The sequence below is a fragment of the Paenibacillus sp. A3 genome (assembly GCF_001399685.1).
In the GTDB taxonomy this organism is placed as follows: Bacteria; Bacillota; Bacilli; order Paenibacillales; family NBRC-103111; genus Paenibacillus_G.
Genome location: NZ_JTHN01000039.1, coordinates 21,940 through 35,921 on the forward strand (window position 1 = coordinate 21,940; position 13,982 = coordinate 35,921).

The 13,982-nt window shown below is 52.5% G+C and carries 16 protein-coding genes; 7 read left to right on the forward strand and 9 right to left on the reverse strand.

Going from position 1 to position 13,982, the window contains the following annotated elements; translation table 11 throughout:
• Positions 1-42: 42 nt before the first annotated feature.
• Positions 43-1,053: an ABC transporter permease gene (locus QJ48_RS05505; RefSeq protein WP_054972641.1), complete on the reverse strand. Its 1,011-nt coding sequence runs from the start codon at positions 1,051-1,053 to the stop codon at positions 43-45.
• Positions 1,054-1,489: 436 nt separating this feature from the next.
• Here QJ48_RS05505 and QJ48_RS05510 point away from each other — a divergent pair, with 436 nt between their 5' ends.
• Together QJ48_RS05510 and QJ48_RS05515 are read left to right on the forward strand one after the other, a co-directional pair.
• Entirely contained in the window at positions 1,490-1,786 is a 297-nt protein-coding gene (locus QJ48_RS05510; protein ID WP_054972642.1) for a ferritin-like domain-containing protein, read from the forward strand.
• A gap of 24 nt (positions 1,787-1,810) precedes the next feature.
• Positions 1,811-2,155, forward strand: coding sequence for a spore coat protein (locus QJ48_RS05515; RefSeq protein WP_054972643.1), 345 nt, complete (start codon positions 1,811-1,813; stop codon positions 2,153-2,155).
• Between the two features lie 46 nt (positions 2,156-2,201).
• On the opposite strand, the gene QJ48_RS05520 is transcribed toward QJ48_RS05515, so the two are convergent.
• Entirely contained in the window at positions 2,202-3,032 is an 831-nt protein-coding gene (locus QJ48_RS05520) for an undecaprenyl-diphosphate phosphatase (RefSeq protein WP_082420361.1), read from the reverse strand.
• A 140-nt stretch (positions 3,033-3,172) separates the two neighbouring features.
• A complete protein-coding gene (locus QJ48_RS05525; protein ID WP_054972644.1) occupies positions 3,173-4,051 on the reverse strand; it encodes a LysR family transcriptional regulator in 879 nt (292 codons plus the stop codon).
• A gap of 127 nt (positions 4,052-4,178) precedes the next feature.
• Between QJ48_RS05525 and QJ48_RS05530 the strand changes: the two genes are divergently transcribed.
• Positions 4,179-4,919 (forward strand): SDR family NAD(P)-dependent oxidoreductase, encoded by a 741-nt coding sequence (locus QJ48_RS05530; RefSeq protein WP_054972645.1) that lies wholly within the window; start codon positions 4,179-4,181, stop codon positions 4,917-4,919.
• A 549-nt stretch (positions 4,920-5,468) separates the two neighbouring features.
• Here the strand turns inward: QJ48_RS05530 and QJ48_RS05540 are convergent.
• On the reverse strand, positions 5,469-6,053 hold the full coding sequence (locus QJ48_RS05540) for a hypothetical protein (protein ID WP_054972647.1): 585 nt from the start codon (positions 6,051-6,053) through the stop codon (positions 5,469-5,471).
• A 95-nt stretch (positions 6,054-6,148) separates the two neighbouring features.
• On the opposite strand from QJ48_RS05540, the gene QJ48_RS05545 reads away from it, so the two are divergent.
• Positions 6,149-6,481 carry a DUF3139 domain-containing protein gene (locus tag QJ48_RS05545; RefSeq protein WP_054972648.1) on the forward strand — a complete coding sequence of 111 codons (333 nt, stop codon included), beginning with the start codon at positions 6,149-6,151 and terminating at the stop codon, positions 6,479-6,481.
• Between the two features lie 266 nt (positions 6,482-6,747).
• Here the strand turns inward: QJ48_RS05545 and QJ48_RS39450 are convergent, their stop codons facing one another.
• The 4 genes from QJ48_RS39450 to QJ48_RS05560 all read right to left on the reverse strand — a co-directional run bounded on the left by QJ48_RS39450 (position 6,748) and on the right by QJ48_RS05560 (position 9,420).
• Positions 6,748-6,963: a M23 family metallopeptidase gene (locus QJ48_RS39450; RefSeq protein ID WP_082420362.1), complete on the reverse strand. Its 216-nt coding sequence runs from the start codon at positions 6,961-6,963 to the stop codon at positions 6,748-6,750.
• Positions 6,964-7,344: 381 nt separating this feature from the next.
• On the reverse strand, positions 7,345-7,836 hold the full coding sequence (locus QJ48_RS05550) for an EVE domain-containing protein (RefSeq protein ID WP_054972649.1): 492 nt from the start codon (positions 7,834-7,836) through the stop codon (positions 7,345-7,347).
• Positions 7,837-7,864: 28 nt separating this feature from the next.
• Positions 7,865-8,407: a DinB family protein gene (locus QJ48_RS05555; protein WP_054972650.1), complete on the reverse strand. Its 543-nt coding sequence runs from the start codon at positions 8,405-8,407 to the stop codon at positions 7,865-7,867.
• 65 nt (positions 8,408-8,472) lie between these two features.
• On the reverse strand, positions 8,473-9,420 hold the full coding sequence (locus QJ48_RS05560) for a YafY family protein (RefSeq protein WP_054972651.1): 948 nt from the start codon (positions 9,418-9,420) through the stop codon (positions 8,473-8,475).
• A 216-nt stretch (positions 9,421-9,636) separates the two neighbouring features.
• Here QJ48_RS05560 and QJ48_RS05565 point away from each other — a divergent pair, with 216 nt between their 5' ends.
• The 3 genes from QJ48_RS05565 (at position 9,637) to QJ48_RS05575 (ending at position 13,161) form a co-directional block, all read left to right on the forward strand.
• The gene (locus tag QJ48_RS05565; RefSeq protein WP_054972652.1) at positions 9,637-10,203 is read left to right on the forward strand and encodes a carbonic anhydrase; all 567 of its coding nucleotides are present in this window, start codon (positions 9,637-9,639) and stop codon (positions 10,201-10,203) included.
• A gap of 111 nt (positions 10,204-10,314) precedes the next feature.
• Positions 10,315-12,441, forward strand: coding sequence for a cadherin-like beta sandwich domain-containing protein (locus QJ48_RS05570; RefSeq protein WP_054972653.1), 2,127 nt, complete (start codon positions 10,315-10,317; stop codon positions 12,439-12,441).
• 120 nt (positions 12,442-12,561) lie between these two features.
• Positions 12,562-13,161: a short chain dehydrogenase gene (locus tag QJ48_RS05575; RefSeq protein WP_054972654.1), complete on the forward strand. Its 600-nt coding sequence runs from the start codon at positions 12,562-12,564 to the stop codon at positions 13,159-13,161.
• A gap of 20 nt (positions 13,162-13,181) precedes the next feature.
• Here the strand turns inward: QJ48_RS05575 and QJ48_RS05580 are convergent, their stop codons facing one another.
• Complete coding sequence (locus tag QJ48_RS05580; protein WP_054972658.1) at positions 13,182-13,850, reverse strand: MgtC/SapB family protein; 669 nt, start codon at positions 13,848-13,850, stop codon at positions 13,182-13,184.
• Between the last annotated feature and the right edge of the window lie 132 nt (positions 13,851-13,982).

Here is a 13,982-nt window from a genome sequence, read left to right on the forward strand (position 1 = left end):
CTGTAAATTTACTCACGTGTCGAACTCTCCTTTCCCCGGCGGTTATTCGTATCGAATTCTTGGATCAATAAATCCGTAGAGCAGGTCCACCGCCAAATTGATGACGCTGTACAGAATGGCGCTGATCAGCGTAAACGCTTGAATGGGCGCATAATCGGTAGCAAGAATGGATTCGGTCACATAGCCGCCGATCCCCGGCCAAGCGAAGATCGTTTCGGTAATGACCGCGCCGCCCAGCAGATAGCCGAACTGCAAACCGAGCACGGTTAAGGTAGGAATCAGCGCGTTCACGAGGGCGTGCTTCAGGATGACGGTGCGTTCGTAAATCCCTTTGGCCCGGGCCGTTCGGATAAAGTCCTGTCCGATTACTTCCAGCATGCTGGAGCGCATCATGCGGGCAATGATCGCCATCGTCCCCGTACTTAGGCAAATAGCAGGCAGAATGAGATGTGAAAGCATTTTCTTAAAGGCAATGAAATCTCCCGAAAGCAAGCTGTCGATCAAGTATAATCCGGTAACATGCGTAGGCGGGTTGATATCTTCGCCAATGCGGCCCAGCGGTGCCGGAGCCCAGCCTAATTTGGAATAAAAAATGGAGATGAGGATTAATCCGAGCCAGAAGACGGGAACACAGGCCCCGATGAGCGAGAAAATACGCGAAATGTGGTCGACGACCGATTCTTTCTTCGTAGCGGCGATAATACCGACGGGCACGGCAACGAGGACGGCAATAATGAAGCTCGCAATGGTCAGCTCCAGCGTGGCGGGGAAGCGCGTGGCAAAATCGCCGAGCACCGTATTGCCCGTATGCCAGGCCAGTCCGAAATCCCCTTGCAGCAGCTGCTTGACGTAATCGATAAACTGCACGTAGAGCGGGTTGTTCAGCCCCATCTCTTGACGAATTTTCTCGACTACAGCCGGAGGGGCTTGTTCGCCTGCCAGCATCACCGCCGGGTCGCCGGGCAGGACTCTTGAGATAATAAATGTAATCAGTGCAATCCCGATCAGCCCCGGAATCATAAACACGATTCGCCGAAGGATGTAGTTAACCACCGTCTCTTACCCCCTTTTTGTAAAATAAGTAACGGCATCGTAGCTATCGTGCGCATGGAAGGAGATGTTCATATAGCGCCGTCCGTTCTTCCCAAATGGGTCCTTCCCGCGTCACTTTCGGGCTCGAAGATAATAGAAGCTTATAAGCCACTCCTCCTTTTTGTACCGATTATCGGTACAGTGGTTCTTTTTTTAAATTTTTTGTTAATTTCGATTATACTCACTTTTCTTAAAAAATCAATCGTTTTTCACAGCTTTTTTGACTGTCTATGTAAGTTAAAGTGACACAAAAATTTTCCGATGGTTAAAAAAGCCCTACGGGATCGATTCGATCCTGTAGGGCTTTACCTCTTCTCCATTTTCCGCCAAGCATATTCCTCCCTGAATGGCTCATTCTATACCATGTACGCCAATTCACCAGAAAAGGAGCGATCTTATGCCAGCGACGATGACCCCTCCCCCTCAGCAGACACAGCCGCCGATTCCCGTTCCGCCGCGCGTGATTACCACGAAAGATTTGCTGTACTTGAAGGATGCGCTGTCTTGGGAGCTCTCGGCTTTTAAGAAATTTCACTTTTTTGCCCAGCAGGCCACCAATCCGCAGGTCAAGCAGGCGCTCGATAAAGTCGGACAAATGCATCAGCGCCATTATGAAAAGCTGCTTACGCATCTGCAAGTAGACAACAACGCCGCTATGGCCAACCTGCCCCGTCCGCAGCAGGCGTCCCAATAATTCCAAGTAAGGAGGGTGCAGCCAATGCCAGGCCAGCAATCCCAGAACCCTAATGAAATCGCCAATCCGCAAAGCGGACAGCTGCCGCAGGTCAAAGGACCGGAGATGAACGACCGCGACTTCCTCAACGACGGACTCGCCACATGCAAATTGTTAACCGACAACTTCAACGTGGCCGTCCGCGAGGCCAGCCACGAGCAGCTTCATACCGATATGCTCCAAATTTTGACGGAAACGCATCAAAGCGCCCGCGATCTGTTTAACCTGATGTTTCAAAACGGATGGTACAAGCTGGAGGCCGAGGAGCAGCAGAAGCTTCAGCAAGCGCAGCAACAGTTCAGCGGGTATTCCTCGCAGTTCCCTTATTAAGCGTGCTAGGAAAGCTCCTGCCCTTTGCGGTAGGAGCTTGTTTTGTCTACAGGAATACAAAATAGATCAGAGCGGCAAGCGCCAAGCGGTAAATGGCGAACGGAACGAGCTTGATGCGCTGAATCAGCTTCAAGAAAAACCGGATCGATAGCAGCGCAAAGACGAACGCGCTGATCATGCCGACGGCACAGAAGGATATAACGTCGGGGGTAAAATATTCCCAATGCTTCAATAGCGAAAAGAAGCTCACGCCGGCCATGACCGGTACAGCCATAATGAAGGTAAAATCCGCCGCCGCGCGATGGCTCATCCCCATCAGGACGCCCCCCGAGATCGTCGATCCCGAGCGGGAAAATCCCGGCCACATGGACAAGCATTGAAATAAGCCGACGGCGACGGCTTGCTTGTAGGTCATCTGATCGACGGTCTCCGTCTTCAGCTTGCGCGGCCGGAGCCACTCCGCCGCGAGCATCAGCACGGCTCCCGCTACCAGGCCGATTACGACCGTTTCGGTGGAGAACAAGTAGGTATCGATGTAATCGTCCAGCAGCAAGTACAAAATCCCCGCCGGAAGGAGCCCCACCAGTACCTGCCACAGGTTCAGGCGCGGCCCGGAAGCGGTCTGTCCCTGGCTTTTACGAAGGCCGAGCAGGTCCATAAATCGGTCCCACATCAGAACGACGACCGCCAGGATGGAGCCCAACTGGATCACGATCTTGAACGCGACGGCGGCTTCCGGTGAAAACATGCGCTTCGTTTGAAACAAAAAATCGTCCACGATAATCATATGCCCAGTAGACGACACCGGAACGAACTCGGTCATTCCCTCAACCAACCCAAGAATTAACGCGACAAAAGCATCCCATAACACGAACAATTTCCAATCACTCCCGCCAGTACTGTTTTTCAAATTCTACTGGACTTAAGTATAGGCAGGAGATTTTAAATGCCTCTTATCCCGTTCTTAACTGTTTCTTAAAGAACGCCCGTCAGGAGTGCGCCCGTCCCTGCGCCTGTCTACCAGAGCTCTTGCTTGAGAAATTGATACAGCTTCGCCCCCGCCAGCTTCAAAGGAACCTCCGACGTTTTGCAGAGCAAGCCGAAGGTCATCTCGATGAGATCGCCGTTTATGGCCCGGGCCGTCGTTCCTTCCGGCAGCGAATCTACGGTAATTTTCGGCACCAGAGCGATGCCTAATCCTCCAGCGACATAATATTTCAAAGCCGTCATGCTGCCGATTTCCATCGTGTTTAGCGGCATGCCTCCGGCATCCTGCATGACCATCTCCAGCTTCCGCCGATACGGACAGGTGGCTGAGGTGATGAGCAGCGGATATTCCCGAATCTGATCCGGTGCGACGACTTCCCGCTTCGCCAGCGGGTGGTCTTCGGGCATCAAGACGAGAAACGGCTCTTTGAACAAAGGCTCGAAGTAGAGCTCGGCGCCCAGATCCGGCGCGGAGCAAAGGGCCAGATCGAGGTCGCCTTGAAGAAGCCGCTCGCTCAGCGCCAGCGTATTTCCGAACTCCACCGCAATGCAAATCTTCGGATACCGGGTCAAAAACTTCTTCAAAACAGCCGGCAGCCGGTAGCTTGCCGTCGGTTCCGTCACGCCCAAACGAAGGTTTCCTGCTATGCCCCACTGCAGCTCGGACATATTTTGCTGCACCCGCTCCATGTCTCTGACGATAGGCAGACTTTGTTCGTAAAGAAGTCGGCCCGCTTCGGTTAACCGGATCTTCTTGCCGCGCTCGATCAGTTGGACGCCCAAGTCGGATTCCAGCTTTTGCATCTGCATCGTGATGGTAGACTGGGCATAATTCATTTCTTCGGCGGCGCGGATGAAGCTGCCGTGATGCACGATCCTCTGAAAGGTTTTTAGCATTTTAAGGTCCATTCTCATCCCTCGGGCTAATGAATTCAATTTTTATGAACTCTGCATTCACTTAATTCAATTATACAGAATGAAATTCCTGACGTACAATCGCCTTATAACAAGCAGCAAAGATAGGAGGGCATTTTCGATGAATTTGCGGAATAAAGTAGCACTTGTGACGGGTGGAGGTACGGGGATCGGCAGAGCGGCCTGTCTTGCGTTGGCGGAACGCGGGGCGGCCGTCATCGTAAATTATTCCCGGTCTTCGGCCGAGGCGGAAGCAACGGCTCAGAGCATTAGGGACAAGGGCGGTCAAGCGGCGGCGATCCGGGCCGACATCTCCCAAGACCGGGAAGTGCGGCATATGGTCGATCAGGCAGTCCGGGAATTCGGGACCGTGGATCTGCTCGTAAATAATGCCGGGATCACCCGGCATATTCCGATGGAAGATCTGGAAGCGGCGACGGACGAAGTATGGGACGAGCTCTACGACGTCAATGTGAAGGGGATGTTTTTCTGCGCGAGAGCCGTGGCTCCTTTCATGAAAAGCAATAAGCAGGGAGCCATCGTGAATGTAGGCAGCATCGCCGGGATAACCGGACTGGGCTCTTCGCTTCCGTATGCCGTATCGAAAGCGGCCGTTCACGGCCTGACGAAATCGTTGGCACGCGCTCTGGCGCCGTATATCCGCGTCTCCTGCATCGTTCCCGGAGCCGTCGCGACCCGTTGGTGGGACGGCAAGGAAGAGCAAATGAAGCGACTGGCCCCGCAGCTGTTGCTGCAGCGCATTTCCACGCCCGAGGATATTGCCCGCATGATCTGCGCCACCTTGGAGCAGGAAGCCATGACCGGCCAGATCATTACGGTGGACAGCGGACAGACGCTGTAGTGGGGTTCCGGCGTGAAGGTCGGCGGCTCTTCGGCGCTTGGCCGTGCCTTGCCCCGTAGAGCCATACCCGCAAAAGGTTACCCTACGTAGACCGTAAAAAATCCTGGAACCCGATGCTATATCGCTTGGGTTTTAGGGCTGGCGAACTGGGGGACCCAAATAGAAAAAAAGAGCTTCAGCGCCAGGCTGAAACTCGGCTGATTCAAGAAAGCTGGTGTAATTTGGATAAACTAGATTGAATATATATATTTTGTTATAATCAAACAAAAATAGAAGGGAGAAATCTAATTGATTGTTCACTGGTTCGATCTTTTTTTTGATGCTGATACTTTTCATATTAATCGGAGCCACTACTACCCTAGCGATTTTATTTTTCTTCAAAAAGAAAAAAATAGGATAGAGCGATGACAAGTGCCGGTGGCCAAAATCTAAAAAAACGGCTCTTGTTCGCATATTCGTGACAAGAGCCGATCTTTATTTTTTCTCTGCCTGATCAGAGTTATAGTTCCGATGCTTGTGTTCCGGCCAATGCCAAAACGGTTTTTTGGGTTAGGATATAAATGAACCTTTATTTATAAATCTTGAGCTAAACGTAAATCCTCCGGGATATACAATGGTATAAGAATCACCAGTTAAATTTTTTCCCATAGCGTCCTGTCCTTCTCCGTAGTAAAACGCTTGCCAAACAAATTTAGAGCAATAGTTAGGAGTTATTAAGCTCAATCTATCAGGAGTAATGAAATATTGTGTCGCTCTTTGATAGTTTTCTTTTGCCCAGTTTGCGGCATAATACCCACTAGCATAGCGATATTTATAGATTGCAATAGTTTCACCTTTTCCATGTCTTGTCATGTAGTTTTGGATTGTATCCTTGGTCCCTCCTCCTTCTGTTGGGGTAACATGGTAAATAAAAAAGTCAGGACCGACTATGCCGACATGTCCTACAATTTGCGAGGAGCTTCCAAGGGTTTTGCTTGAATACAATACATCTCCAACCTGCATTTCAATGCTAGTTCCGGGGTAATATGGATTAGGTTCCTCCATTGGTTTAACTTTAGCTTGTACCATTGTGGGGATTACCAAAAGAGTTAATAAAAAAAAGATTCCCATCAGTTTTGAAATTCTACTTATCATGCTCTTATTCAATCCTCCTTATCATTATGATATTATAATAAATAGATTATATAGAAAATACAACCATATAAAGAAAATTTTAGGAGGTTGGGAAAATGGCAAGAAAAATTCTTATCTGGTGTGTTATCGTCTTAGTAGTGTTGATCCTATCAATTTACTGTTATATTCAATTAAAAATAAAAAAATTAGAGCAAGATTTGCAAAAATATCTCATTGAGGAAAAACATTATACCCATTCTGATATTTTGAGCATAGAAGGGCGACTTAGTAAAATGCCAAAGTATCCAATTGCGGTGATATTCCGAGACGAACCGAATGTAATATATATATATACTGATAGAGATGTTGGTGAATGGATTCAAATATCATCAAGAAGCTTAGGTCCTACGCAAGATATAAAGTTTAAACATAAGGAAGAGATTAAATAATGAGTGGAATAATGAAAAAAAGCCTGTGTCTCTGAAGATGGCACGGGCCATTTTTTACATCCTAAACAAAAGAATTGCTAGTGTCCCATTTTGTTTGCCCTCTCGAAAAAGAGGCGCTCGCGCAATAGATTTTCGATCCGCTCATTGCTGTAACCAAGTTCCGGCCGGCATTCGTCGTCGCTCTGAATTCCGCGTCGTGTAAATCCTTGATTCCGTATAACTTTTCAAAGATCGTGCCGATCCGGGCAAGGTAACGAATCCGATCTTCACTTTCCCCAAAAATCCGAAGGTTTCAGTCCAATGTACGGAGCCGGATCGACGCACTGCCCATTGACGAAAATCTCAAAGTGCAGATGTAAACTAGTGCTTTTCCCACTAGAGCCACAAACACCGACAACATCCCCGGTCTGCACCTCATCCCCGACGCGTACGGTGGTCTGTGACTGATGAGCATACGTAGTCGCCGCCATGATCCCCCCCATACAAATTGACCGTAACCCTTGTTGGATCGTGTTCGTCCTGCCAACCCGGCATAAACGACCTTACCGGCTTTTGACGCCGGGATGCGCTGCCCTGCCTGACAAGCAAAGTCGATGCCTTGATGTGATTTGCCCGGTTCCCCTGTTACCGGATCGATCCGAATACCGGATGGTAATGTAACGGCGCCAGAAACAGGACGTGCAAAGCCGCTTTCGGACGACGGAATCGTACAAAAAAGCCTCGCCGCGCAGCAAAAACCATTTTTTGTTCCGTACATTGAGCTAGACGGTGATTTTGCGGAAATCAGTCTCCCTAAAAAAAGAAAGCCGAACCGTCCTAAGCTCGTCGCTTTGGCAAGTTCAGCATATCCGTCTTCTGCGGTCTTAAGCGCCCGAGCCGCTCCCGCAAGCCTGCTTCAAATGGAGAGTTCCCGCCTCGCCCAGCATCGCCCCGGCAATCGTCAGAAAGTCCTCCCGTGCGATCTCGAAATGGCCTGAGCGGAGCTTATACCCCCAATGCCGGTTGCCGCGCGTAAAGCTGAGCCGATCCAGCAGCGGGGCGATTTTCACTTCGCTGCAAGGAAAATAGCGGATATCCCGGCGAAACGGCACGAAGGAATCGGACATCCGGTATTCGTAAACCCGGTCGTCCGCCACCCGTCCGATAGCGGTAAAGGCTTGCAGCGGCTCCCCTTCCTTCATGTCCGTACGCGGAGAATAATAAATGAGCCAGTCCCCCGGACGCATCCTCCGGAGCGGCGCGGACTTGCCGTGGCACAGCTGGGCGAACCCTCCCTGCACGCCCCGGCTTACATGGGATGCGGAAACGACGCCGATCCAGTAGCGCTCTTGCCCGGGTACCGATTGGTCCGGCATCTGGTGATCCCTCCTGTTCATTCTCGCCTCAATTTAGCGCTGGCAAGAGAGCTTGCTTCAAACGGTCCTTCTGCAGAAGATGGTGGCGATAGTGCATTTCGACGAGCCTAAACCATTCTTCCGCGGTCAGTCCTCCGAACCGGGGATGGGCGACGGTATGGCGCAGTGGCGCATTTTCCAGCTTTGATGCGGTCTCGTTCATTCGGCGGACGACGGATTTCAGTCCTTCGACAAGCTGCTCTTTGCTTTCGGGCTGCTGGGGCGTATATTGCGGTGAAGGCGGGACCTGGATGCGCACCGGCGGCAGGCTTCCTTGCCCGAATACGGCCTCCCCCACCTCCGTCTTTTCGCCTGCGGATGCAGCGTCATCCCCGCCTGGCGCCAGACAGCGCTCCGCATTGGCAAGCTGCATGTACAATGCGGCATTGATCAAATGCTGGTACATTTGTCCGAGCGACCATTCGTTCTCTCCCGGCTGCCGCTTCAACTGTTCCATACTGAAGCCTTCCAGCTCCTGAATGTAATGTTCCGTAATGTCCTCAAAATTCCGCAAAATTTCCGTTGTATTCATTGCTTATCCCAGCTCCTTTTCATCATCTGCTCTTACTATACAAAAACGCTACTGACAACAGTATGTCAGTAGCGCTTTAGCATCTTTTCAGCTTCTTGCCGGACCCGGATCTTCAGCGCCTCCGGCTCCAGCACCACGGCATTCGCTCCCCAGCCGAGCACCCAGTGCAACAGCTCTTCGGGCTGCCGGACGCGAAACGTGATGACCAAACCTTCCTCCCGATCCTCGAAGGCTTCCAGGTAAAAGCTGCACGTTTCCTTCACCCGATCCGCGATCGCCGGACTTGCCAGAATACGCACCCGGACGTTCCGGTCATCCGCAGGCAAGTAATCCTCCAATTGAAAATCCGGAGGAAACGAGAACGGGTCCTCCAGAACGGCCAGGCCGCTCATGCGGGACAACCGGAAATGGCGAAGCTCCTGCCGTAGCTCGCAATGCGCCAGCAAGATCCAGGAGCCGCGAACAAGGATAAGCCCGTAAGGGGCGGTCGTGCGGTGGCTATGGCGGTTCCCGTCAATCTCCGGCCTGTTTTTGGAGTAATGGAACTTGACCTTTCTCCGCTCCAATATCGCTTGCCGCAGGGCTTCCAAGTACTGCTTCTCCCGCCCGCTGATCTGCGCGTCACCCGCAGCCAGCAGCCGCATGGTCGCGCGGACCCGGGACGCTTCGCCGCGGACACTCTCCGGCAAGACGGCTTCGATTTTGCCCCGGGCGCTCTGCGCCTTCGCGCCATACCCGGTATCGAACTTTTGTTCGACAAAGTCCGTTCCAATCAGCAGCGCCACCGCTTCTTCTACCGTAAAGCTCACCGGAGGGAGAAAATACCCCTCCATCAAGGAATACCCCTGCCCCGGAGCGCCGACAACCGGAACTCCCGCCTCGCTAAGCGCTTGAATGTCCCGGTAGATGGTTCGCGTACTCGTCTCGAAGCGGGCCGCCAAATCCTCCGCGCGCAGCCCCCCTTTACGCTGCAATTCGATGACGATGGCTAACAAACGATCTGTTTTGTTCATCTCTGCCCACCCTCTCCTGCACGATCGACTTGCGTCCTTTTGCCGAAGCCTGATTTGTTATCCTCATCTTATTACAATAACGCAATGAAAAACATAAGGCTTTTGAGGCCCCGGAAACCCACAGCAATGTTAAATAGATTTTTACTATTCATCCCCCTGCATTTGATGCTAGACTTAAACATAAGAATCTAGCGTGCAGCAAGGAGGTCACACACGATGTCCATTGTCCCAAGCTTACTGGAGTTCAACAAGAAATTCGTTGCCGAGAAACGGTATGAAGATTACTTAACGGACAAATATCCCGATAAAGAAGTCGCCGTGCTGACCTGCATGGACACGCGGCTTAGCGAGCTGCTTCCGAAGGCGCTGGGTTTCAAAAACGGAGATGCGAAGTTCATCAAAAATGCGGGTGCGATTCTAACCCAGCCGTTCGGCAGCGCCATGCGCAGCCTTCTGGTCGCCGTCTACGAGCTGGGTGCGCGCGAGGTGATCGTGATCGGTCACCACGGCTGCGGCATGACGGAGATTGATCCGGCGCGTATGGTGAATAAATTCACGGAGCACGGCATCGATCCGTTAGTGATCGAGACGCTTGAAAACTCGGGCATTCGCATGGAAAAGTTTTTGCGCGGCTTTAGCTGTGCGGAGGAAGGCGTCATGCACAGCGTCAAAATGATCCGCAGACATCCGCTGTTCCCCCAAGCGATCCCTGTTCACGGCTTCGTGATGGACCCCGAAACCGGGGCGGTCGAGGTCATTGTCGAGGATTACAGGGAAGGTTGACCCGGTTAAAACATGGAAACCTCCTGCTTTCCTAAGCATTTAGAAAACGCGGCAACAAGAACGCCATCCATTTTTTACAATGGTGGTTGTCATCATGAAGGAGGACGTTTTGTGCGATTTTCGAAGCTTTTGGTGGCCATGATGACGGCCATGATCGTTATTATTGTTTTTCCTTGGCATGCGCGTGCGGCAGACAGCGATGCAAATGCCGATCTGACAAGTATTCATCAGGGCGCAGGGGCGCTCTCGCCCGCATTTTCACCGACCGTAACGGAATATTGGGTGAAGATGCGCAGCTCCGAACAAGGCTTCTACACATCCGCCATCCCCGCGGATTCCGGGGCGAAGATGGCGTACTCGATGAACGGAAGCGCCTGGATCAACCTGCCCGAAAATACGTCGACCGGCTATATCGCGACGAACCGGGGAGACAACAAGTTTCAAATCAAGGTTACCTCGGCCGATTCTTCAACAATCAACACGTACACGATCCATGTGTACTTTCCGGCAACAAACGATGCGGATTTGAGCGATTTGCGTATAAGCGGGGCGGCGTTAAGCCCGGCTTTCCAGCCTTCAACGACGAGTTACTCGACAAGTGTTCCTTACGCGATGAGCAGCGTGTCGCTCACTGGGGTGTTGGACGACCCCGCCGCCACTTTCCTGATCAACGGAACGGCGGCATCCGACGGAGCCGCATTCGGCCCCATTCCTTTGAACGTCGGAAGCAATACGATCACGGTCCAGGCTACATCGAACGATAAGACAGTCAATAAAACGTATACGATTACGGCCATGCGGGCTGCGCCTAGCACGAATACGAAGTTGAGTGCTTTAACCGTCTCCGGGGCCACATTAAATCCCCCTTTTGAACCGCAGGTTATGGGATATGTTCTGGCGGATGTCGGCTATGCGACCCGGGAAATGACGGTCACGCCGACGACGGCCGATTCGGCGGCGACTGTGCAGCTTCAAGTAAACGACGGAGGCTTCACAACGGTTAGCAGCGGCCTGCCAAGCCAGCCGTTTGCCCTGAACGTCGGGGGCAACCGCATTCAAGTCAAAGTAACCGCGGAAGACGGAAAAGCAACGAGTTTCTACACGATTAGCGTGAAGCGGCAAAACAACAACGCATGGTTAAGCGGGCTGGACGTGACCCCGGGGACCTTGAAAGAACCGTTCGTGTACGACAGGCTGGCTTATACGATGGCGGACGTCCCGTACTCCGCGTCCAGCTTGGCGGTAACGCCCGCATTATTCGATGCGAACGCCTCCGTCTACGTTCGCGCCAACGGAGGAAGCTACATACCGGCGGCGAGCGGCTCTCCGGCTACCCTGCCTCTGACCGTGGGCAGCAATACGCTGGAGATCAAGGTATTGGCCGAAGACCCATCCGTGGAAAAAATATATACGCTCACCGTAACGAGATTAAAGAATAGCGACGCCAGCTTGTCCGGCTTATCCGTTTCACCGGGACACCTTGACTTCTCCAGCCAGGTGACCGACTATTCCATGACGGTAAGCCGGTCCGTCCCATCGCTCACGGTGAAGCCCGTCTTGCCGGACAGCAACCCGGCCGCCAAGATTCAAGTCCGAGTCAACGGCGGCAGCTACGTTCCCGTACAGAGCGGCATGGACAGCCCGGCGCTGCCCTTGATCTCCGGCACGCAAAATGTCATCGAAGTGCTGGTCACCGCGCAGGACGGGACCACCCGGCTGTACACCATTCGCGTGTCTCAAGCCGGAACGCCGGTGCTAACGAAGCTGGTCATGGACGGAATGAACGTGCGGCTGACTTTTTCCGAGCCGCTGCGGTCTGTTGCGGATGCGACCTACTTCAGCGTCATCAATATGAGCCGCAACACCGCGCTGTCGGTAACCGATGTCGTCTACACGCCGGGAGATTCTGAAGCAGGCTTCACCGCAAGCGGCCCGCTGCAGCCGGGGGACGATCTGGAATTCCGTATCCAAGCCGGCGCGGTAAGCAGCTTTAGCGGGGAAACGAACGCGGCCGTAAGCCTTAAGGCAGTCTACGGAGACGCCATGCAGCAAATGCTGCGCAGGCTGGCCGATTTCGATACCGACCACGACGGGATTGGCATCCGTGAAGTATTGGCTTATTTGAACTCGCCGTACGGGCGCAACGACTTGAACGGAGACGGTCAATTTACCCGTGACGATGTGGCGATTGTGTTGAAACAGGTTGGGGCGAAATTCGTTTCGCCGCAGCAATCATAGAAAGCAGCCGTTTCCCGGCATCGGGGGACGGCTGCTTTTTCGATCATCCGAGGCGCAATTGAACCGGATACAAGTGCATGGTAAAATCTGTATTAATATGACTGGAAAGGCGGTTAACCGATGAGAATATTAGTTGTTGGCGCTACGGGAACGCTTGGCAGAGCTGTCGTCGACAGATTGAAGGATAACCACGAGATTATAAAAGCGGCGCGGAGCGGTGGCGATGTGACCGTAGATATGACATCAGCGGAGAGCATCGCGGCGATGTACGAAGCGGTAGGAAAAGTCGATGCGGTCGTTGTCACGGCAGGAAGCGCCAAGTTTCTTCCTCTGACCGCTATGACCCCGGAGGATAATCAGGTTGCCATCGACGGCAAGCTCAAAGGCCAGGTCAATATCGTTCTGCTCGGATTGAATTATGTAAATGACGGCGGCAGCTTTACGCTGGTGTCAGGCATTTTAATGGACGACCCCATCCCGCAAGGAGCCTCTGCCGCTATGGCCAACGGCGCCATCCGGGCGTTCGTCAAGTCGGCTGCGATTGAAATGCCGCGGGGCATCCGGATTAACACCGTCAGTCCGAATGTGCTGGAAGAATCGTGGAACGATTATGCCGGTTATTTCGCCGGGTTCGTGCCCGTTCCCGCCAGCAAAGCGGCCGCCGCGTATCAAAAGAGCATCGAAGGCAAACAGACCGGCCAGTGCTACGAAGTTTATTAAGGCGGGACGCTTTAGCTATGCTATGCGGTAATGGTTTCTACCTCCACGGCAAAGATGTGCCGCATTTTCTTTAACGTATAATACACCGTTGTCGTGCGCATCTTGGACGAAGCGGATACGACAATCTGCATTTGACGCTTGCCGTCGCTTAAATCCTTGATCTTGATATGCTTGACCTTCATTGAATTTTGTTCGATTTCGTCGATCAGCTTGGACATTTCGTCATTCTCCTGAACAACGATGTTGATCGACAGATCGCGCTCGCTCAGCTTGCTCGGACCTAACAGTTTGAACAGCGCAGGAACAAAATTAATGGCTGTAATGATGAGAATTGCCGCGCAGCCCGCTTCGAGGTAATAGCCGGCTCCCGTCGCAATGCCAAGTGCGGATGCGGCCCACACCATCGCGGCGGTCGTGAGACCCGATATCACGTCGTTGCTGCGTCTAAGTATAACCCCGGCGCCAATAAAGCCGACTCCGCTGACGATTTGGGCGGCCAGGCGCATCGGATCCATATTCGTGTGTCCGGGGACCGAATATTGCTGTACAGAATTGATCGAAACAAGGGTAATCAAACAGCTCGCTACGGAAATGACCATACTTGTCTTCATTCCAAGCGGCTTATGCTTGAGCTGACGATCCAAGCCGATCAATAAGCCGAGCAGCAGCGCGATCGCCATCTTAACCATGGAGTCATAAACGTCCAATCATTCCGCCCCCTACCACTGCATTCAAAAATACGAGGGAGGAAATTTTCCCCTTAGAGCTTGCTGAGAAGCCCGCTTCGCGCAGAAAACTCTCTGCATACGCCGGTGGGGTAT

Excerpts from the sequence above, each read along its gene's own strand:
- QJ48_RS39450 (WP_082420362.1), bottom strand. The coding sequence starts at position 6,963 with ATGGGGGGGATCATGGCGGCGACTACGTATGCTCATCAGTCACAGACC.
- QJ48_RS05560 (WP_054972651.1), bottom strand. The coding sequence starts at position 9,420 with ATGAACAAAACAGATCGTTTGTTAGCCATCGTCATCGAATTGCAGCGT.
- QJ48_RS05565 (WP_054972652.1), top strand. The coding sequence starts at position 9,637 with ATGTCCATTGTCCCAAGCTTACTGGAGTTCAACAAGAAATTCGTTGCC.
- QJ48_RS05575 (WP_054972654.1), top strand. The coding sequence starts at position 12,562 with ATGAGAATATTAGTTGTTGGCGCTACGGGAACGCTTGGCAGAGCTGTC.
- QJ48_RS05540 (WP_054972647.1), bottom strand. The coding sequence starts at position 6,053 with ATGATAAGTAGAATTTCAAAACTGATGGGAATCTTTTTTTTATTAACT.
- QJ48_RS05525 (WP_054972644.1), bottom strand. The coding sequence starts at position 4,051 with ATGGACCTTAAAATGCTAAAAACCTTTCAGAGGATCGTGCATCACGGC.
- QJ48_RS05530 (WP_054972645.1), top strand. The coding sequence starts at position 4,179 with ATGAATTTGCGGAATAAAGTAGCACTTGTGACGGGTGGAGGTACGGGG.
- QJ48_RS05515 (WP_054972643.1), top strand. The coding sequence starts at position 1,811 with ATGCCAGGCCAGCAATCCCAGAACCCTAATGAAATCGCCAATCCGCAA.
- QJ48_RS05555 (WP_054972650.1), bottom strand. The coding sequence starts at position 8,407 with ATGAATACAACGGAAATTTTGCGGAATTTTGAGGACATTACGGAACAT.
- QJ48_RS05545 (WP_054972648.1), top strand. The coding sequence starts at position 6,149 with ATGGCAAGAAAAATTCTTATCTGGTGTGTTATCGTCTTAGTAGTGTTG.
- QJ48_RS05580 (WP_054972658.1), bottom strand. The coding sequence starts at position 13,850 with ATGGTTAAGATGGCGATCGCGCTGCTGCTCGGCTTATTGATCGGCTTG.
- QJ48_RS05550 (WP_054972649.1), bottom strand. The coding sequence starts at position 7,836 with ATGCCGGACCAATCGGTACCCGGGCAAGAGCGCTACTGGATCGGCGTC.
- QJ48_RS05510 (WP_054972642.1), top strand. The coding sequence starts at position 1,490 with ATGCCAGCGACGATGACCCCTCCCCCTCAGCAGACACAGCCGCCGATT.